The organism is Paenibacillus sp. FSL L8-0494 (genome assembly GCF_038003695.1).
In the GTDB taxonomy this organism is placed as follows: domain Bacteria; phylum Bacillota; class Bacilli; order Paenibacillales; family Paenibacillaceae; genus Paenibacillus_AQ; species Paenibacillus_AQ odorifer.
On sequence record NZ_JBBOPQ010000001.1, the window covers coordinates 3,509,605 to 3,529,939 of the forward strand.

At 47.8% G+C, this 20,335-nt stretch carries 20 protein-coding genes; 19 read left to right on the forward strand and 1 reads right to left on the reverse strand.

The window, feature by feature from the left end:
- Nucleotides 1-105 precede the first annotated feature (105 nt).
- From NYE35_RS16060 to NYE35_RS16095, 8 genes are all read left to right on the forward strand, one after another.
- Nucleotides 106-1,164: a Gfo/Idh/MocA family protein gene (locus NYE35_RS16060; RefSeq protein ID WP_076125574.1), complete on the forward strand. Its 1,059-nt coding sequence runs from the start codon at nucleotides 106-108 to the stop codon at nucleotides 1,162-1,164.
- Nucleotides 1,161-2,018, forward strand: a complete 858-nt coding sequence (locus NYE35_RS16065) for a sugar phosphate isomerase/epimerase family protein (RefSeq protein WP_094900831.1) — start codon at nucleotides 1,161-1,163, stop codon at nucleotides 2,016-2,018. The genes NYE35_RS16060 and NYE35_RS16065 overlap by 4 nt, the downstream gene beginning before the upstream one ends.
- A 25-nt stretch (nucleotides 2,019-2,043) precedes the next feature.
- Nucleotides 2,044-2,937 (forward strand): sugar phosphate isomerase/epimerase family protein, encoded by an 894-nt coding sequence (locus NYE35_RS16070; protein ID WP_036677301.1) that lies wholly within the window; start codon nucleotides 2,044-2,046, stop codon nucleotides 2,935-2,937.
- Nucleotides 2,938-3,081: 144 nt separating this feature from the next.
- A complete protein-coding gene (locus tag NYE35_RS16075; RefSeq protein ID WP_076272567.1) occupies nucleotides 3,082-4,215 on the forward strand; it encodes an amidohydrolase/deacetylase family metallohydrolase in 1,134 nt (377 codons plus the stop codon).
- A 13-nt stretch (nucleotides 4,216-4,228) separates the two neighbouring features.
- A complete protein-coding gene (locus NYE35_RS16080) occupies nucleotides 4,229-5,281 on the forward strand; it encodes a DgaE family pyridoxal phosphate-dependent ammonia lyase (RefSeq protein ID WP_438269106.1) in 1,053 nt (350 codons plus the stop codon).
- The gene (gene dagF / locus NYE35_RS16085) at nucleotides 5,274-6,029 is read left to right on the forward strand and encodes a 2-dehydro-3-deoxy-phosphogluconate aldolase (RefSeq protein ID WP_094900827.1); all 756 of its coding nucleotides are present in this window, start codon (nucleotides 5,274-5,276) and stop codon (nucleotides 6,027-6,029) included. Before NYE35_RS16080 ends, dagF begins: the two co-directional genes overlap by 8 nt.
- Nucleotides 6,022-7,038 (forward strand): sugar kinase, encoded by a 1,017-nt coding sequence (locus tag NYE35_RS16090; protein WP_036677293.1) that lies wholly within the window; start codon nucleotides 6,022-6,024, stop codon nucleotides 7,036-7,038. Before dagF ends, NYE35_RS16090 begins: the two co-directional genes overlap by 8 nt.
- Nucleotides 7,039-7,251: 213 nt before the next feature.
- The gene (locus tag NYE35_RS16095; protein WP_094900825.1) at nucleotides 7,252-9,189 is read left to right on the forward strand and encodes a hypothetical protein; all 1,938 of its coding nucleotides are present in this window, start codon (nucleotides 7,252-7,254) and stop codon (nucleotides 9,187-9,189) included.
- A 104-nt stretch (nucleotides 9,190-9,293) separates the two neighbouring features.
- Here the strand turns inward: NYE35_RS16095 and NYE35_RS16100 are convergent, their stop codons facing one another.
- Nucleotides 9,294-9,833 (reverse strand): GNAT family N-acetyltransferase, encoded by a 540-nt coding sequence (locus tag NYE35_RS16100; RefSeq protein WP_076099213.1) that lies wholly within the window; start codon nucleotides 9,831-9,833, stop codon nucleotides 9,294-9,296.
- A 294-nt stretch (nucleotides 9,834-10,127) separates the two neighbouring features.
- Here NYE35_RS16100 and NYE35_RS16105 point away from each other — a divergent pair, with 294 nt between their 5' ends.
- The 11 genes from NYE35_RS16105 to NYE35_RS16155 all read left to right on the forward strand — a co-directional run bounded on the left by NYE35_RS16105 (nucleotide 10,128) and on the right by NYE35_RS16155 (nucleotide 20,126).
- Entirely contained in the window at nucleotides 10,128-11,021 is an 894-nt protein-coding gene (locus NYE35_RS16105) for a LysR family transcriptional regulator (RefSeq protein ID WP_038571124.1), read from the forward strand.
- Nucleotides 11,022-11,140: 119 nt separating this feature from the next.
- Nucleotides 11,141-11,656: a GNAT family N-acetyltransferase gene (locus tag NYE35_RS16110; protein ID WP_076099212.1), complete on the forward strand. Its 516-nt coding sequence runs from the start codon at nucleotides 11,141-11,143 to the stop codon at nucleotides 11,654-11,656.
- Nucleotides 11,657-11,660: 4 nt separating this feature from the next.
- A complete protein-coding gene (locus NYE35_RS16115; RefSeq protein ID WP_076099211.1) occupies nucleotides 11,661-12,518 on the forward strand; it encodes a transporter substrate-binding domain-containing protein in 858 nt (285 codons plus the stop codon).
- Nucleotides 12,519-12,551: 33 nt separating this feature from the next.
- A complete protein-coding gene (locus NYE35_RS16120) occupies nucleotides 12,552-13,337 on the forward strand; it encodes an amino acid ABC transporter permease (protein ID WP_094900821.1) in 786 nt (261 codons plus the stop codon).
- Entirely contained in the window at nucleotides 13,334-14,044 is a 711-nt protein-coding gene (locus tag NYE35_RS16125; RefSeq protein WP_036677282.1) for an amino acid ABC transporter permease, read from the forward strand. Before NYE35_RS16120 ends, NYE35_RS16125 begins: the two co-directional genes overlap by 4 nt.
- Entirely contained in the window at nucleotides 14,041-14,793 is a 753-nt protein-coding gene (locus NYE35_RS16130; protein WP_076099209.1) for an amino acid ABC transporter ATP-binding protein, read from the forward strand. Before NYE35_RS16125 ends, NYE35_RS16130 begins: the two co-directional genes overlap by 4 nt.
- A gap of 11 nt (nucleotides 14,794-14,804) precedes the next feature.
- Entirely contained in the window at nucleotides 14,805-15,821 is a 1,017-nt protein-coding gene (locus tag NYE35_RS16135; protein ID WP_094900819.1) for an LLM class flavin-dependent oxidoreductase, read from the forward strand.
- A gap of 53 nt (nucleotides 15,822-15,874) precedes the next feature.
- On the forward strand, nucleotides 15,875-17,056 hold the full coding sequence (locus tag NYE35_RS16140) for an amidohydrolase (RefSeq protein ID WP_094900818.1): 1,182 nt from the start codon (nucleotides 15,875-15,877) through the stop codon (nucleotides 17,054-17,056).
- Nucleotides 17,053-18,225 carry an N-methyl-L-tryptophan oxidase gene (gene solA, locus NYE35_RS16145; RefSeq protein ID WP_094900816.1) on the forward strand — a complete coding sequence of 391 codons (1,173 nt, stop codon included), beginning with the start codon at nucleotides 17,053-17,055 and terminating at the stop codon, nucleotides 18,223-18,225. Before NYE35_RS16140 ends, solA begins: the two co-directional genes overlap by 4 nt.
- Nucleotides 18,225-18,704 carry a DinB family protein gene (locus tag NYE35_RS16150; RefSeq protein ID WP_036677271.1) on the forward strand — a complete coding sequence of 160 codons (480 nt, stop codon included), beginning with the start codon at nucleotides 18,225-18,227 and terminating at the stop codon, nucleotides 18,702-18,704. The genes solA and NYE35_RS16150 overlap by 1 nt, the downstream gene beginning before the upstream one ends.
- 75 nt (nucleotides 18,705-18,779) lie before the next feature.
- On the forward strand, nucleotides 18,780-20,126 hold the full coding sequence (locus NYE35_RS16155) for an LLM class flavin-dependent oxidoreductase (protein WP_036677270.1): 1,347 nt from the start codon (nucleotides 18,780-18,782) through the stop codon (nucleotides 20,124-20,126).
- The last annotated feature ends 209 nt before the right edge of the window (nucleotides 20,127-20,335 follow it).

Sequence of the window (20,335 nt, forward strand, 5' to 3'; positions counted from 1 at the left end):
ATAGCACAATTGTACAAATGAAACCGCAAGGCTCTGCATGGTATTTAGGGTTGAAATCATTATAATACGAATCATAACCTATGCAAAATAAAGGAGCGAGTGTTAATGGATAAGATCAAAATTGGCGTAATAGGTACGGGCTCTATCTCCGGCATGCACTTAAGTGCTTATCGGAATAATCCGCAGACAACCATATATGCGGTATGTGATCTGAATGAAGAACGTGCACGCGAAGTAGCTACAGAATATAACGTGGAGAAGGTATACACGGATTACCGTGAATTACTGGCCAATTCCGAAATAGATGCAGTCAGCATCTGCACATGGAACAACTCCCATGCCGAGATCAGCATCGCGGCGCTTGAGGCAGGCAAGCATGTGCTTGTGGAAAAGCCGCTTTGCCGTACGGTTGAAGAAGCGCTTCAGGTACAGCAAGCAGTGGAAAAGAGCGGCAAGATTTTGCAAGTAGGCTTTGTACGACGTTATGACTCCAATGCCCAGCTCCTTCAGACATTGGTGGAACAAGGAGAATTCGGCGAAATCTACTATGCAAAGGCAACGACGTTCCGTAGACTAGGCAATCCCGGCGGCTGGTTCAGTGATATTGAACGCTCCGGCGGCGGACCGCTGATCGATATTGGCGTCCATGTGATCGATCTTTGCTGGTATTTGATGGGCCGTCCGAATCCAGTATCGGTAAGTGCCAATACCTACCGGAAGCTCGGCAATCGTTCTAATATTAAGAATCTCTCTTTCTATAAAGCCGCGGATTACGACGCAGCGAACAATACGGTGGAAGATTTAGCGAATGCACTGATACGCTTTGAGAATGGAGCTTCGCTGATGGTCGATGTCAGCTTTACACTGCATGCCAAAGAAGACGAGCGTTCGGTACGCCTGTACGGTGACAAGGGTGGTTTTGAAATTGATCCTGAGATAGTCATTGTTAAAGAACAGGCGGATACGATCGTCAATACCTATCCGCAGACCGATAATAAGGGGTTTGAGTTCAACAGTGCATTCCAGAATGAAATTAATCATTTTGCGAGCAACATCAGCACCGGCTCTACACCGATTAGTCCTGTGCAAGACGGCGTTACAATCATGAAGATACTCGGAGCGATCTATGAATCCGCAGCCAAAGGTGAAGAGGTGAAACTATGAAGTTAGGAATCAGCACATACAGTCTGCATTCAGCTTTTTCGACGGGTGAGCTCACGCTTGAAGGTGTCATTGAGACGATCGCCGATTTGGGCGCAGAACATGCGGAGATTGTACCCTTGGGTATCAATCTGGTTGAAAATCCTGAGCTAATAGATCAGATTGTACGAACAGCAGCGGGACGTGGACTAGAGTTATCCAATTATGCTATCGGGGCGAACTTTGCCGGGCTGGAGACAGCGGAAATGCAGCGGGAAGTCGAGCGGGTAAAGCGGGAAGTAGACGTGTGCGCGGCATTAGGCATTCAGCGGATGCGGCATGATGTAGCCTCGTCAAACGATCTATCCATCACGCATTTTTTGGAAGAGCTTCCACGTTTGGCTGAAGCCTGCCGAGAAGTTGCCGATTATGCCGCAGGTTTGGGCATTACGACCAGTGTGGAGAATCATGGATACTTTATTCAGCACAGCGATCGTGTACAGGCGCTGGTTCATGCGGTAGGTAGAGACAACTTCCGTACAACACTCGACATTGGGAATTTCCTGTGCGCAGATGAGAACCCGCTAATAGCTGTACCTAACAACATCAAGCTTGCTTCGATGGTGCATTTCAAAGATTTCTATATTCGTCCGCAAGACCGCCAGCCTGGCGAAGGTTGGTTCCAATCCTCCGGTGGGAACTGGTTGAGAGGTGCCATCGTTGGTCAAGGAGACATCGACATGCCGAGTGTAATTCGAATCGTTAAAGAAAGCGGTTACGACGGATATATCTCTGTAGAATTTGAGGGAATGGAAGAGTGCCGTAAGGGAACAAGACTGGGGCTGGAATACATCAAGCGGGTTTGGAACCAAATCTAATTCATTATACTGGAGGATTATTGCCATGGTTAAACCAATTATCACTAATAAAATCGGTGTTATCGTAGACAGCTTTCAGGTTGGAGTGAAAGAGGGATTGCGTAAGGCAAAAGAAGCTGGGGCAGATGGAGTTCAGATTTATGCGGTGCAAGGCGAATTTGATCCCGCTACTCTCTCTCAGTCAGCACGCCGTGAATGGAAGGATTACATTGCTTCGCTGGGTTTAGAAATCTCTGCCCTCGTTGGAGATTTAGGCGGACATGGCTTTCAGGATCCTGCCCAGAACCGTGCCAAAATTGAAAAGTCCAAGCGCATTATGGAGCTGGCCAAGGAGCTAGGTACAGATATCGTAACTACACATATCGGTATTGTTCCCTCTAACCCAGCCAGTAAAATTTATGAAACCATGCACATTGCCTGTGAGGAACTTAGCAGATATGCACATGAGATGAATTCTTATTTTGCGATTGAGACTGGGCCAGAACCCGCTGCACGTCTGAAGACTTTCCTCGACGGTCTGGGTTCCAGAGGGGTTTCCGTTAATTTTGATCCGGCCAATATGGTCATGGTGACTGGTGATGATCCGGTGCAAGGTGTTCATACTCTAAAAGATTACATTGTACACACCCATGCTAAAGATGGTCTCAAGCTTGCCGATATCGATCCGCGCGATGTTTACGGTCAATATGGTTATGAAGCACCAGCATTAGACCATGAGAAGATCGCTGAAATGGCCGAGACCGGCTCGGCATTCCGTGAAGTTCCGCTCGGAGCAGGTTCTGTTGATTGGAACAACTATCTGCAAGCGCTGAACGACATCGGTTATACAGGATTCCTGACCATAGAACGGGAGGTTGGCACTAATCCGGAGGAAGATATCCGCCAGGCTGTGAATTTTTTGAAGGGTTTTCGGGTCTGAACACGGTAGTAATAAAGATTAAATAGTTCATCCAAACAGTCCCTGTGAAAAAAGATCTTACATCCATTGGGACTGTTTGTGTTATAGAGTGTGCGGGAAAGACCTAGGACGGTAATGTTCTGAATTTGGAAAGAAGGTGTGACGATGACAGCAGAACGTTTACTCCTCCGCCGGGCGAAAGTCCTGAATGGAACGGAAATGGACATTGTCATAGCTGATGGCAACATAGTCCAGATAGTTCCCGGTGGCACCGCCGAAGAGCATGGGTTCAAGGTCGTGGAAGCCAATGGGGCGTATGTTTCTAGCGGCTGGATCGACTTACATGTACATGCGTTTGCAGAACTGAATCCGTATGGTGACGAGATCGATGAGATTGGAATCAGATGCGGCGTGACTACGCTCGTGGACGCAGGTAGCTGCGGAGCGGAGCGGATGGGTGAGCTGGCGGAGGCGGGGAAAAAGTCAGCAACGCAACTGCTAGCTTTTCTTAACATTTCAAAGATTGGCCTAATGCGAATTGACGAGTTGTCCCAACTAGAGTGGATTGATCATGAAAAGGTGCTTCAGGCGGTAGTTGCTTATCCAGAATTTATCGTAGGCTTGAAGGCCAGAATCAGCAAAAGCGTAGTGGGTGACAATGGCATTCAACCGCTTCATCATGCGCTGGAGCTCTCGGAGAAGACCGGGCTGCCGCTGATGGTACATATAGGCTCCGCACCGCCGGATATCCGTGAGGTTCTACCGCTACTTCAACGCAACGACGTGATAACCCATTATCTAAATGGTAAAAGCAACAATTTATTCGATAAGGAGAATCGACCGCTCCAGGTGCTAAAAGATGCTATTGAGCGTGGAGTTCACTTGGATGTGGGACATGGTACGGCTAGCTTCTCGTTCGCTGTGGCCGAGGCGGCCAAACAAAACGGTATTGATCCGGATACGATCAGCACGGACATATACAGAGGCAACCGTATGAATGGTCCCGTCTACTCCATGGCGAATCTGTTGAACAAATTCCTTGCACTGGGATATTCCCTTGAAGAAACAATTGCGCGGGTGACGAGCAGAGCAGCCCAGTGGCTGGGACGCCCGGAACTTGGGGAGATTCGGATCAATAACAAGGCGAATCTGACCCTTTTTCGTGTGACGGATGAGAAGATTGAGCTGGTAGATTCTGAGGGGGAACGCCGGGTAGCGCAGCAAACCATTCAAGCAATAGGGGTGATCATAGGTGACAAATACATGGAATGCGAAATACGGCCTGAAAAGAGTTATTAATGCAAGCGGCCGGATGAGCATCCTCGGGGTATCGGCACCGACCGATACGGTGATGGAAGCTATGCGTCAAGGCGGACAGAGTTATGTGGAAATCGCCGATTTGGTGGATAAAGCGGGAGATTATGTTGCACGTCATACAGGTTCTGAAGCAGCGGTGATCGTGAACTCGGCTTCCAGTGGAATTGCTTTATCCGTGGCGGCGCTGGTAACCCGCGGTAATATTCGTACAAGTCTGCGGCTCCATCAGGATAGCATTTTTAGAAATGAAATTGTAATGCTAAAAGGTCATAACGTACAATACGGTGCACCAGTGGAAACCATGGTTTATCTCGGTGGCGGTAAAGTGGTGGAAGCAGGTTATGCCAATGAAGGATGGGCGGAGCATTTGGCCGCTGCGATCTCGGATCAGACTGCAGCTATTTTGTACGTCAAATCTCATCATGCCGTTCAGAAGAATATGATCTCTGTAGAGGAAGCTTGGGCTGTGGCCCAAACTCATAACGTACCGCTTATTGTAGATGCTGCAGCGGAAGAGGATCTGCAGAAATACGTGCAAATATCCGATCTGGTTATTTATAGTGGCTCCAAAGCTATAGAAGGTCCAACATCCGGACTTGTGGCGGGAAAACGTCTTTATATTGAATGGCTGAAAGTGCAGCTTCACGGCATTGGCCGCAGCATGAAGGTTGGTAAGGAAACATCCTTCGGCCTGATGCAGGCGTTGGATGAATATGCTCACAAGCAGGATACAAGCGAAAAGGAAAAAGCTACGCTCCAATTGCTGATGCCGCTCGACGGGCTTCCCGGAATTCGGGTAGCTATCGTGCAGGATGAAGCAGGCCGGGCAATTTATCGTGGACGCATCCATGTGGACCCGAATCAGTGCGGAATAACAGCACTTGAGCTATCCCAGCAGCTTCAACAAGGTGAAGTGGCTATATACACTAGAGACTATGGGGTAAGGCAAGGTTATTTTGATATTGATCCGCGTCCGCTAATGGGTGATGACATAGAAATGATTACTGCGAGGATAAGGGAATTGACAGGAGGGGCAAGCAATGTCTGAAATTAACAAGCGGTTCTATAAAGGTCGGGTGGCCTTAAACGTATTGGCTAAGGATATAGAAAATGCCAAAGAGGTGTTTGCTGCCGCCGAAGGTTATGTACTGGTCGGTGTATTGTCCAAAGATTATGCAACGGTAGAGGAAGCCGTACAGGCGATGGAGGCATATGGGCGGGAAATTGACGGTGCGGTATCGATAGGACTAGGTGCAGGTGATAATCGGCAAGCTGCTGTTGTTGCAGAGATTGTCAAATCCTATGCTGGCAGCCATATTAATCAGGTGTTCCCAGCAGTTGGTGCGACCCGTGCCAACCTTGGAGCGAAAAATAGTTGGATTAACAGCATGATCGCACCAACGGGACAACCTGGTTTTGTGAATATCTCCACCGGCCCGGCCAGTGCGGCACAATCTGTACCAGCTGTAATTCCCGTAAATGCGGCGATTGCATTGGTTCGGGATATGGGCGGAAATGCTTTAAAGTATTTTCCGATGCAGGGGCTGAGCCGTAAAGCGGAGCTAATCGCTGTGGCCAAAGCCTGTGCGGAAGAGGGTTTTGCGCTGGAGCCGACCGGCGGTATCGATCTGGACAACTTTGAAGAGATCTTGTCCATTATATTGGAAGCAGGAGTGCCGCAGGTGATTCCCCATGTCTATACATCGATCATCGATCCGCAGAGCGGAAGAACGAGAGTGGCGGACATACAACAGCTGTATCGGACGATGAAAAAGCTGGCGGATCAATATGCCTAAACATATCGCCGCTTTTGGTGAAATAATGATGCGGCTACAGGTACCAGGCTTTGAACTGTTATCTCAGGGTAACCTGCTGAAGTATTCCTTTTCCGGCACCGGCGTCAATGTACTGTCTGCATTGTCCCGATACGGACATCAAGGAAGCTTGGTGTCGAGGCTGCCTGCGAATCCTATTGGTGACGCAGCAACAGCCTATCTTCGGCGACTGGGTATCCAGCCGGAGCATATCCAGCGCGGGGGCTCAAGTATAGGGATGTACTTTCTTGAAAACGGATTCGGGGCTCGCCCCTCCCGAGTGACTTATTCCGGTCGCCCGGAGAGCAGCTTCAATACTGCTCCTCCGGGCACTTATCCATTCGCAGAGCTGGCAGACCTCGCGGATGCTGTTCATTTCTGTGGGATAACGCTGGCAATGAACGACGGTGTGCGAAAAGCGATGAAAACTTATGCAGAAACGGTTAAGCAGCGCGGTGGTCTAGTCGTTTTTGACTGCAATTACCGCCCATCGCTTTGGGGAGAGAGAGGCTATGAGCTGGCGCGTTTCCATTACGAAGACATGCTGCATTTGGCCGACATCGTGCTGATGAATGAAAAAGACGCAATGCTAATCCTTGGTATGAAGCCCGAGGGAACTTCAAGGGAAGAACAACTTCAGGAGCTAATTCCCGCAGTAGCTTCACGCTACAGTCTATGTACGATAGCAGGAACGCATCGGTCCATCCATGAAGATAACCGCCATTCGTTGCGCGGTTATATCTTCAAATCCGGTCGCTTCGCATATTCCGAGACCTTAAGCTTTCCGGTGCTTGATAGAGTCGGGGCTGGAGATGCATATGCCAGTGGTATAATTCACGGAGAGCTGGAAGGTTTTGATCCTCAGCATACTGTAGCCTTTGCGGCCACGGCCGGTATGCTAGCCCACACAGTAGAAGGAGATTCTCCGCTGGCCACCGAGCAAGAAGTTATTGGTGTGCTGACAGGTGCTGTAAGAGATATATTGAGATAAAGAAGAAGCTGCCTTACAGGAGAACAGGCCTGTGCGGTGGCTTTTTTTATCGCTACAGACACTGTAACTTTGCTCAGATCAAGAATCTGATCCAATGGCTACAGGCTAGATTTGGCTTATTTAGGTCTTTTTAAATAGGTGTAAAATCTCATTTTTTGCAACTTTATCCTCTAACCGGCGTCAAAGAAGAGAGAATAAGAAGGGGGAGCCTATATGAAAAAGTTAAATCTACTAGCCCTTTTAGCAGTTATTTCAATAATCTTTGTTGGATGTGTCAATACAGGGGATAAAGATAAAGCGAATCAAACGCTAATCGATCTGAGTTCTGTGGACTCCATTACAATCCATGATGATAGCGGCGGATTAATAACCATAAAGGACCAAAAGCTAATAGAACGTTTCAATAAAGCTATACATACTGCTGAGTATGACAACGGGAAGCTTGATATTGCAGCACCTGAATATGAGGCTACTGTTGAATTGAAGAATAAAGAAAACGAAAAGTTCTCATTCTGGATTATGGGCAAGAATAATGGTCTTTTCACCAAATCAGGACAAAATGGGCATTACAAGTTATCCGAAACGGATAAGGCTGCTTTGCTTAACTTATTTGAATCAAATGATCAGCATGTAGAATCCGATAATCTAAAGATCGATGAGACCATCAAGCGAATCACATTAGCAAACTCTCTAGCACATGGTTCAGTGAATGCTAACATAAAGGATGAATACACAGATCATGAAACCATAGATACTTTCGTCCGAGCCATCCGTACCGCTGAACAAATACCAGGGAATTTAAATACCGCAACGCCTAACTACGATATCGTTCTAATTTCAGATAATAATAAATATGCCTTTCATTTATGGATTAACGAGACAAGCGAGCAAGGCATGTTAATGAATGTGAACGAAACGGATACAGGCTACACAATTACTAAGGAATCAACTGCTGAGTTAAAAAAAATTCTGTTCTCGGAAGCAAAATTTAATGGTTTGGAGTTTAATACAGAACGGAACTCTATTGGAGATCTGGTGGCCAAACCGATGGACCTATCCGAAAATAACTATCTATTAAATGGTGGAGCAGTAGTTGAACTGCAAGGGATCTCTTATCATACCATTCATCTTTTCTATGGCGACCACAATGCTGTCAACGCTTTGTTAGCCCATGATCCTGCTACGGATGAGGTGAAGGTGAAATGGAGCGACGAACTCAACGATTCCAATAATCGATGGAATAACGCTTTTATGAGCAACTATAATATGCTAATCCCGCTGGATGAGGATCATCTATTATTTCTGGAATCGGATGTGACGAAAAAAGCCGGGCAATATCATTTGTCCTCATATAATGTTGTTACAGGAAAGATTGAACGACTTCGGGAAAACTTCTGGCCGCTTTCTGATGATTATGATTACATTTATAAATTTCAATGGAAAGCTGATGAGCAAAAATTGTTTATGCAGAGTTATCTCGGCAATGTATGGATCTTTGATCTGAAAACAGGAAAGGACGATGTCCATCTTCTGAAATATCGCGTAATCCCACATTCGACGACCGGGGCGCCATCCCTGTTCCTCTCACCAACTTTTAAGAGATTTGTACATGATGATGAGAGCAGCGAATTAACCTTTTACGATAATAAAGGAGTTTCGCTACGTACTGTACCGTTACCACAAGAGCAATATGTACCTTCTGAGAAAATAAAGTGGAACCCGGCGGGCACGATTGCCTGGATGGATACAGCAGAAATCAACGAAAACCGAATTCTTGACATCGATATCGATTATCTGAAAATAGCTGCACAAAAAATTAATTTTTATAATCAGGATGGTCTTTCCATCGGATCCATTAAGACTGAAGGCAATCATGAAGATACGGCTATTGAAGTTGTGGAGTGGATGGACGCTAATGTAGCCGTGATAAAATCATATACTGTAGAACTTATGCACAAGGATAATATAGGGCTTAATGTTAAGGATGTTTCTTATTATCTCTATGATGTAAAAAAGAAGCAGAAGGGGGCAAGCTTTTCGTCCATCCCTTCCAGTGCTACCGTTACTACAGATCTTCGAATGGGCGATGCCGATAATACGGGCGAAATCACTGTGAGTTTTAAAGAAATTACTTATAAAAAAGAAAAATAAATAAGCCTCGGGAGTTCGCCGTAACGATCACACAAGATCATTGGGGAAGCTTTCCGAGGCTTCTTTTTATATTTAAAAGACAAATACTAAAGAATTCTCGAATTCTATAATTGTCCCGCTGTAGAACGCACGGAGGACAGCAGGTCTAGTCGGAAGCTTTGTACCAAGGTGTCACCGTTCATAAGATCGGTCTCATACGCACGATTAAAGCCTAAGCGCTGGTACAGTTTGATGGCTGAAGACATCATTTCCGAGGTGTGCAGGTTCAAGGTGGTGGCACCCAACTGTAGTGATCTCTGTGCAGCTTCGTGAATCAAAAGAGTTGCAACGCCAAGACCACGAGCGGATGGAGATACGGCTAGCAGACGTAGGATAGGGGAGTGAATCCCGAGCTCCGGTTTCCCGTATGCCGTTTCCGAGGAACTGAACAAGAGTGCGCTACCAACGATTTTCCTGTCGATTTCAGCGATGATCCGAACGAGCGGGGCATCACCATGAACGGAATCAAGAAGCGATTTCCGATACTCCAGCCACAACGGCTCAGGCATGATCTCCGAATATTGGTGGTATGCATCTAACAGCACATCGGCGATAGCATTTCGATCTTTATTCTCAGCTTCACGGATAATGATCTTTTGTGACATGTTTTCGCTATCCCCTTTCAGACAAATGTAATGTTCATTCGAATGAAATTATTATACATGATAATTCCCAGTGGAATAAGAGGGGTTTCATAATTCTGATATAGGAATAGAAAAGTTCTATACGAAATAAACATAACGTTTGATCCGAAATCCGATTGATTTACACGGAATTAATTGTTGACAAAAAATAGGGCGATGACTAAGATATAAACAAAATCTATAGGGAAGCATCGCTATAATTCATTGTTTTTACATCGGAATAGTTAAATTAATAAAAGCATAGGGGGATTAGGGATGAACATTGAAAATATTGAGGCTTTTGTCTACATCAACCATTATGGAAGCTTCAATAAAGCGGCCGAAGTTCTATATATCTCACAGCCGACAGTAACGGCCCGGATTCAATCGCTAGAAAGGGAACTGGATTGCAAAGTGTTTGATCGGTTGGGCAAGCAGATTAACCTGACGGATAAAGGTAAACAGTTTCTTCCCTATGCCCAGCAGATTCTCCAGATCTATCAGAACGGTAAATATCAGGTTCAGGCTAAGGGACACATTCCAAATGAACTGAGAATCGGCAGTACGGTCTCGGTTTCCAATTATTTAATGCCCCATCTGATGCTCCATTTAAAGCGCAGATATCCTCATATCACAATCAAGCTGATGACAGCTTCTACGGAAGTATTGACTGAAAAGTTGAAATCGAAGGAGCTTGATTTGGCTTTTATCCGTAAGATCGTAAATCCGGCAATTCAAACCTTTCCTTTCTGCGAGGACCCCATCTCACTGTATGTACATGAGGGACATCGCTTTGCTAGAGCACAGCGGGCTTCACTGGAGGATATCCGCCAGGAGACGTTGGTTTTTTTTGAATGTGGCTCTTTAGATTGGATGCGGCTGCATCGTGTATTTGAGAGCATGGAACAGCCGCCGAAGATTGAATATCAGGTAGATAACCTGGAGACAGCCAAAAAGCTGGTATTGAAAAAAGCAGGCATCTGTTTCCTTCCCGCCCTCAGTGTGCAAGAGGAAGTGGCGACGGGGTCGCTGATCCGGGTGGATATTGCGGAGACGGAAGGCATCTCCTTGCGAACCAGCCTGATTTCGCTAAATGGAGAGAACGCAGAATTCATCGAAACCCTGCTTGAACTGGGGATTGGTAAAGTGGGAGATCGACTAATTGTATAGATGTATTAAAAAACTCTATTAGCGCATGGACACATGCAGTGATAAAGTTAATTGCATATAATCACGACTATTTCGATAGGGATTATAAAGTTAATTTTCGAAAGGCTGGAGGGCATGTGATGAGTGAGGTATACAGGCTGGCAGAACTGAAGGATGCGGAGCAATTGCTGGATGTTACATATCGTGCCTATCAGCTGATTCGTGAACTCGGGCTGCATTGGCCGGCGGCCACAGCCGACTTGGCGCTTATTGAAGACAATATAGCTACGAATGAGTGTTATGTGCTTGAAGTTGACGGAACGATAGTTGCGACCATAACCCTTTCAAAGGAAGAAGAGATTAAGAAGATTAGCCCACTGCCTTTTATTAAATGGTTTGCTGCTCATCCAGATTACAGTAACAGAGGTTATGGTGGAAAACTTTTGGAATGGGTGGAAGAGAACATTATTGCTGGACAGTTAGGTTCGGCTGCGGTCACGCTGGCAACGGCGAAGAAACATCCGTGGTTGGTTCAAATGTATGAACGCCGGGGGTACGAACGGTTTCTAGAACTGGATCAGCAGAATGGTGACGGCATTATGTATCTGCTGAAAAAAACACTTACAGACAAACCACAGTTCATTCAAAGGGGATAAAACAATGAAAAAGTCCATTTCACTAGTATTTGCATCGATATTGACACTGGCGATTGCCGGCTGCGGAAACAACAGTAACAGCGCTAGCAGCAATCAGAAGGGAAATACAGCAGAAGCTGCGGCACCGGCAAAGGATTCGGCTAAGGTAACTAAGATCATTGTGGGCACGGGTACTGCTTTTCCGAAAGTCTGCTTCATTGATGAGAACGGCAAACTCACCGGATTTGATGTGGAACTGCTCAAAGAAATCGATAAGCAGCTTCCAGAATATGAATTCGAATTTCAAACCATGGATTTCAGCAATCTGCTGCTGAGCCTGGAAACCAAAAAAATCGATTTGGTCGCCCATGTCATGGAGAAAAATCCGGAACGGGAGCTGAAATACTCTTTTAACAAAGAAGCCTATGCCCACTGGAGAAACCGCATTGTAGTGGCAAAGGATAATAATTCAATCCAATCGCTTGATGATCTCAAAGGGAAAAAGGTGCTTGTAGGTGCAACGAGTGCACAAGCACAAATACTCGAGAACTACAATAAAGAGAATGACAATGCGATTGATATCGTGTATCAGAATGGTGCAGCGAATGATACCGTCGCACAGATTAGTACTGGTCGTGTGGACGCAACGCTGGCTGCAGATTTTGTCCTGCCGATCATTGATCCGCAGAATCAGCTAAAAGCAACGGGCGACGAGCTGTCCTCCGCGGACATTCTCTATGTTTTCCGTAAGGATGATGCCGATTCGCAAAAGCTGTCAGATGCGATTGACAGTGCGATTAAAGAGCTGAAGACAGACGGCACACTAGGCAAGCTTAGTACGGAATGGTTGGGTGCGGATGTTACAGCGGATTCGGTTAAATGATTGAGCCGGTGAGCACGGGAAGGGAGGGAATATATGGGCGCACAGTTTGATATCAGCTTTGTATTTTCGTTTTTGCCTAAGTTACTAGAGACTTTAAGCACCACGCTTCTGATTGTCGCCTGTTCTCTACTGACAGGAATTCTTGTCGGCTTTCTCGTAGCTCTGCCAAGACTTTATAAAGTGCCTGTGTTAAAAACCATCTCCGAAATCTATATTTCTTTTTTTCGGGGAACTCCGATTCTTATCCAGCTCTTCTTGTTTTATTATGGTCTGCCCGAAATTATGAAGCTGGTTCATGTCGATATGACCCGGACTCCCGTGCTTGTTTTTGTGATACTTACTTACGGGCTGCATACGGGGGCATACATGTCCGAAATGATCCGGGCTTCTGTAATGGCGGTGGATAAGGGGCAGGTAGAGGCTGCTTATGCTACAGGAATGACGGGGGTTCAAGCCTTTACGCGAATCGTGCTGCCGCAGGCGCTCGGAATCGCAGTTCCGGTATTCTCCAATCTGGTGATTGCTCTACTGAAAGATACGTCATTGGCCTTTACTCTTGGAGTGATGGAAATGTCAGGCAAAGCACAGACGCTAGGCAGCTTAACTCAGCATTTTATTGAAACGTATATCGCGCTTGCGCTAATCTATCTGGTCATCAGCTTTACAATCGAGAAACTGCTGCTTATAGCAGAACGCCGGCTGCTGCGGCATGAGAAACGGAATACACCGGAGAAAAAATCGTTCAAAATCAACAAAAGCTGGTCCTACCGCCGCATCATTGCTGAACTTGGACCGGGTAAAGGAGGTGGCAGGTTATGAAGCTGGATCCTTCTTTTATCTGGACTGCTCTGGTGCAAATTTTAAGTGCAATTCCTGTGACCTTATCTATTACTGTTGTCTCAGTACTCATTGGATTTGTGATTGGTGTGGCTGTAGCGTTGATCCGGATATACAGAATTCCGCTGCTGTATCCGCTGGCTGTCGGTTATGTTACGTTCATCCGCGGGACACCGATGCTGACGCATCTTTTGCTCATCTATTTTGGGCTTCCCGTATTAATCGATGGTCTGGCGGTACAGTTCGGCTGGAGCTTCAGGTCAGTATCGATTCCGATGATCGGTTTTGCCTATATTTCGTTCTCGATTACAGCGGGAGCCTATATGTCCGAAGTCGTCCGTTCCGGTCTGCTTGCGGTGGATCGCGGTCAGTTGGAAGCGGCACATTCTATCGGCATGACCACGCCCCAGGCACTGCGGCGGATTGTTTTTCCTCAGGCGCTGGCGGCGAGTCTGCCCAATCTCTCAAATTCGGTAATTGGTATGCTGCATGGATCTACCCTTGCTTTTACCGTTTCGGTGGTGGATATCAATGCTAAGGCGCAAATTGTTGCTTCAACGAACTGGAAGTTTTTTGAGGCTTATCTGGCGGCAGCACTGATTTTCTGGGGACTTACGTTCCTGATCGAACGCGTGACGTCGCTGATTGAAAAAAGAATTAATCTGTACAATCGAGGTGGAGTAGCATGATCAAGCTTGCGCAAATTTCGAAGTCATTCGGTCGGAATCAGGTGCTCAACAATATAGATTTAACGGTGACGAAAGGTGAAGTTGTCGTCATTCTCGGTCCCAGCGGCTCAGGCAAAACGACACTTTTACGCTGTGTGAATTATCTGGAGAAGCCAAGCAGCGGAGAGATCGCCATCGGCGATTTCAAAGTGAACTGCAAGCACGCCCGTAAAAAGGAGATTCATCTGCTCCGGCAAAAAACGGCAATGGTGTTCCAGCAGTACAATTTATTCCGCCATAAAACCGCGCTGGAGAACGTGATGGAGGGACTGCTGATTGTCAAAAAGCTTCCGAAGGAAGAAGCGAAAAAGCGGAGTATTGCTCTACTTGAAAAGGTTGGTCTTGGCAGCAAGCTGGACGCCTATCCAAGTCAGCTGTCCGGAGGCCAGCAGCAGCGGGTTGGCATTGCCCGTGCCTTGGCACTCGAGCCGGAGGTTATATTGTTCGACGAACCCACATCGGCGTTGGACCCAGAGTTAGTGGGTGAGGTGCTGGCCGTCATCCGTAAAATTGCTAAGGAAGGCATCACAATGATTGTGGTGACTCATGAAATGGGCTTTGCTCGTGATGTGGCGAATCATGTGGTTTTTATGGACGGAGGCGTCATTGTTGAAGAAGGGACTCCGGCAGAGCTGTTTAACCATCCGCGCGAAGAAAGAACGAAGCAGTTCCTGAAGCGGATCACACCTGAATTTAACTATTCCATATAGGAGGAAAAACAATGGCTATTACAATCAGCGTACTTGATCAAAGTCCGATCTATCCGGGAGAAACGCCGGAGGAAGCATTCCAGCATACGATCAAGCTGGCACAATTGTCCGAAGAGCTTGGATTCCACCGGTTCTGGGTTTCAGAGCATCATGACTCCGAGCAGGTAGCCGGCTCTTCCCCGGAAGTACTTATCTCACATCTTCTGGCTAAAACAGAGCGAATCCGCATTGGCTCCGGTGGAATCATGCTCCAGCATTACAGCCCGTATAAGGTAGCGGAGAACTTCAATGTGCTGTCTACACTGGCTCCTGGACGAGTGGATCTCGGTGTGGGACGTGCTCCCGGTGGACTCCCGCGCAGCACACAGGCACTGCAGCAGGGAAAAGCTGAAACCCCAGACCTGACGGGCAAAATCATCGAGCTGGAAAAGTATGTACATAACCGCCTCGAAGAAAACCATCCGCTGGCAGGGTTGAAGGCAGGTCCCCTTCCTGGTATTCCTCCCGAGTTGTATGTCCTTGGTGCGAGTGTAAGTAGCGCGGAAATTGCCGCTGAACTGGGGTTACCGTACGTATTCTCCCTGTTTATTAACAGCGATAAGGCGGTAGCGCTGGATGCCATTCGTGCTTACCGCAGCGGTTTTGCTTCTTCACAGGGCAGACAACCGCAAGCGATTATCGCTTTATCGTTAGTGGTGGCTGAGACTGAGGAGGGAGCGAAAGAACTGGCAGGTGCGCATAAGCTGATCCGGATTCAACTGGCGAGCGGGAAGAAGCTGACAGTAGGGACCTTGGAACAGGCGGAAGAATTTGCCCGCCAGAGCAATGAAGCCTACACGATTGAAGAGCTGGAACCGGAGATTACCAAAGGAACTAAATCATCTGTCCGTGAACAGTTGTTGGAACTTTCAGAGGCATCCGGTGTCGAGGAGTTCATCATAACGACGAATGTACAGCCCTTTGACAAACGGCTCCGATCCTTTGAGCTATTGAGCGAAGCAATCGCTGAAGTGGCGGCAGAGGCATAAAGCGGGCGGGCTCGGTATCACACAGGAAATCGTGTAAAGGAGGGTGACTGTATATGACAAGTAAAGCTAAAGAGTTAAGTGCGGAAGCGCTTGAAGAAGAATTAATCGGGATACGCCGTCATCTGCACCGGCACCCGGAACTGTCCAATGAAGAATATGGCACAACAGAATATATTATTTCCCTGCTGGAGCGGGCAGGAGTCAGGATCGTAGAATACGGTCTGTCTACCGGCGTGATCGCAGAGATTGGCGGCAAAAAGCCTGGTTCGGTCATCGCACTGCGCGCAGATATTGATGCCTTGCCAATCCAGGAGGAAAGTGGAGTATCCTTTGTTTCATTATATCCCGGCAAAATGCATGCCTGCGGGCATGATTTCCATACGGCTGCCTTGATGGGTGCCGCCTATCAATTGAAACAGCGAGAGCAGCAATTACAGGGAACGGTGCGCCTGTTATTCCAACCAGCGGAGGAGAAGGCGCAGGGTGCACAGCGAATCATTGCTAGCGGGGCACTAGAAGACGTCCGGGCAGTGATCGGGCTGCATAACAAGCCAGACTTGCCAGTCGGAACCATCGGTATTAAGGGGGGTCCTTTAATGGCAGCAGCTGACGGGTTTGTGATTGAAGTGCAGGGTGGCAGTTCTCATGCTGCCGTTCCGGAAGCTGGCATAGACCCGATTGTAGCGGCTTCGCATATTGTGACGGCATTCCAGTCCATTGTAAGTCGCAATGTCAGCCCACTGCAGAGTGCGGTGGTCAGTGTGACGCAGATTCACAGCGGCAATTCATGGAACATTATCCCCGAAAAAGCCGTGCTTGAAGGGACGATCCGCACCTTTGATGAAACGGTGCGCAGCAAAGTGCTGAACCGGTTTCAGGAAGTGGCGGTCGGTGTAGCAGCGGCTTTTGGAGCAGAAGCTACCGTTCGCTGGATAGAAGGGCCACCTCCGGTTATCAACGACCCCTCCCTAGCAGCGCTTGGAGTTGAATCGGTCGAAGCTCTTGGTTACCGAGCGATTCAGCCAGAGCTTTCTCTGGCTGGAGAGGATTTCGCCTTCTATCAGCGCGTGATACCCGGACTGTTCGTTTTTGTTGGTACTGAAGGAAGCCAGGAATGGCATCATCCGGCCTTCAATCTGGATGAACGTGCACTCCCTGTGGCAGCACGTTTCCTTGCGGATGTAGCTGTTCGTTCCCTAGTGCAGTACAGTCCCGATGGAGGTGCAGAATTATAGCTGAATATAACAGTTACGATGTAATTATCGTCGGCGCAGGCTCGATGGGCATGAGCGCCGGTTACTATCTTGCGAGGCGCGGAGTGAAGACGCTGTTAATTGATGCCTTTGATCCTCCACATACACAGGGAAGCCATCACGGGGAAACCCGGCTGATCCGGCACGCTTACAGTGGTGATCCCGCTTACATTGATTTGGCTCTGCGGGCAGATCGTTTATGGAAAGAAGCCGAGCAGTTGAGTGGAATAGAACTGCTTGTCCGCTCGGGCGTATTGAATCTAGCAGATAGTGCAGTGTATTCCTTCAGCGGTCGTCTCGCGGAAGCGAAGAAACGGAAGGTGCAGGTTCAGCATCTGGATGCCGGAGAGATCCGGCGGCGCTGGCCGGGATTGAACATACCAGAAACATTCGCAGCAATGTATGAACCAGATGCCGGGTATTTGTACAGCGAGCGCTGTATCTCCGCCTACCGCCAGCTTGCCCTTGGACAGGGTGCGGAGCTGTTGACGAACACTTCGGTAGTAAACATCACCGCCCGCGAAGGCAGTGTGACAGTTCATACAACAAACGGCGATTATCACGGAGCGTCAGCTATCCTTAGTGCCGGAGCCTGGTTTGGAGCGTTAGCGCCTTTTGTGCATTTGCCAATCAAGGCGATCCGCAAAGTTGTGGGCTGGTTTGAGAGCTCACCTGCTTTTTCAGCCGGTAACTTCCCTGGCTTCACGCTAGGGGCTGAGGAAGGTGGCTATTATGGCTTTCCCAGCATTGATGGAACCGGTCTGAAGATCGGCCGGCACGATACGGGGCTGGAATGGAAACCAGGCACACTACTTGCTCCCTTTGGCAGTGAAGCCAGCGATGAGCAAGACCTTCGTAGAGTACTGGAGTCTTATATGCCGGGTGCAGCTGGCCGATTACTTAAAGGTTCTGTATGCAAATATGAGCATACGCCTGATGAAGATTTCATTATTGACCGCCATCCGCTCCACTCCAATGTGCTGGTAGCCGGAGGGTTCTCAGGGCATGGTTTTAAATTTTCTAGTGTTGTAGGTGAAATACTTGCTGATATGGCGACAAGTGGAGCTACCAACCACAACATCCAACCTTTTTCGTTATCACGTTTTGCACCTGATCATTCGCAAGCAGGCTTTATATTGGAGGGGATTTAATGAGCAAAGTTCAAATCAGTAATTTTTTAAGTACTTACAACCAGCTGGTGCATGCAACTGCAGGGTTAACAGAGGAACAGCTGAAATGGAAGGCGGAACCAACAAGTTGGAGTGTCACTGAGGTGCTGGCTCATCTAGCTGATCACAGCATTGTGGTTTCGTTCCGCATCCGTGATATTCTCGCTGCTACAACTGCGCAGCTGCCAGTCTTCAATCAGGACGCTTGGGTCAGCGGCCAGTACGCCAACAGTGGTTATGCTTCCGATAGCTTGGAGTTGTTCCGCAGCCTGCTTTATTATAACAGTCTATTGTTTGAACGGCTCAGCGCAGAGGATTGGGAGAAAAGCGGGATTAACTTCAAGGGGGAGATCGTGAAAATTTCCGATATCGTCCATAGCTTCACCGCACATGTGGAAAGGCATCTTGGCCAGATCGAGCGAATCAAGCAGGGCGCTGCCAATGCATCGTTCGTGCAATAAATGCTTATAAAGTGAGTTTTGCACAAAGTAAAACCTGGGAATCGTATGCTCACAAAACTTTTAGGAGGAATGAACATGACCAAACCAAAACAACTGAAGCTAGGCGCACTGCTGCATGGAGTAGGAGGCAGCACGTCGATGTGGCGCCATTCTGATGCTAAGCCGGATGCAAGTGTAAACTTTGAATTATACAAAGCGTGGGTACAGAAGGCAGAAGAAGGCAAGCTGGATCTGATCTTCATCGCAGACGGTTTGTACATTAATGAAAAGTCCATTCCGCATTTCCTTAACCGGTTTGAGCCGCTGACCATCCTTAGCGCACTCGCCGCCGTCAGCACCAACATCGGTCTGGTTGGTACCCTGTCCACCTCCTACAGTGAACCGTTTACTGTCGCGCGTCAATTCGGCTCACTGGATGTAATCAGCGGAGGCCGGGCCGGCTGGAATGTGGTGACTTCACCGCTGGAAGGCTCTGCCTCTAATTACAGCAAAAAAGAGCATCCTGACCATGGCAAGCGCTACCGCATTGCTACCGAATATTTGCAGGTGACGCGCGGATTATGGGATTCCTGGGAAGATGATGCGTTTGTCCGAGACAAGGAATCAGGTGTATTCTTTGATCCGCAAAAAATGCATACCCTGGACCATCAAGGTGAGTTCTTCTCCGTGAAGGGACCGCTCAATATTGCTCGTTCGAAGCAGGGGCAGCCAGTCGTGTTTCAGGCAGGTTCCTCAGAAGTTGGTAAAAATTACGCCTCAAAGGAAGCGGATGCTATCTTCACTGGCCACGAAACGCTAGAAGATGCCCAGGCATTCTATAGCGATGTTAAGACACGGGTAGCTTCATTTGACCGGGATCCGAATGAGGTGCTGATCTTTCCTGGCATTGCACCAATCATTGGCGACACACCAGAGGAAGCAGAGCGCAAATATCAGGAGGTTGCTGGTCTCGTGACGATTGAGAATGCACTGAACTATTTGGGCAGATTCTTCGAGCATCATGATTTCTCGCAATATCCGCTGGATGCACCGTTCCCTGAGCTTGGCGAGTTGGGGCGCAATAGTTTTCAGAGCGGCACGGATAAAATCAAAAAGGACGCGAAGGAGAGAGGCTTAACACTAAGACAGGTCGCCTTACAATCCGCTACCCCGCGCAGCAGCTTTATTGGCACACCTGAGCAAGTGGCGGATCAGATTCAAACCTGGTTTGAGGGTGGAGGAGCAGACGGATTTATGATCGCAGCTGCTGTTCCTAACGGACTGGAGGAATTCGTCGATCGGGTAGTGCCGATTCTGCAAGAGCGGGGTCTGTTCCGCACTGAATACGAAAGTAGCACCCTGCGTGGAAATCTCGGTATTCCATTGCCTGAGAACCGCTATTCCAAGGCATCTCAACCGGCAGGGCATAAAGCCATACATTAACAATAATATTAATTTGAATTTCAATATTTAGCTTTCGTCATAAAAAATGTAACGCAGCCGTTTAAGGCTGCGTTTATTTGCGTGCGCGCGGAGCTTGTCTATCAACGTAAGCGCTTTAAATATCCAATCAGAGCAATAGATAACCAATCACTGTTATATAGGCAGGGTTCCCGCTGCAGCTTATGATAGAAATATCAAGGAGGGATGTA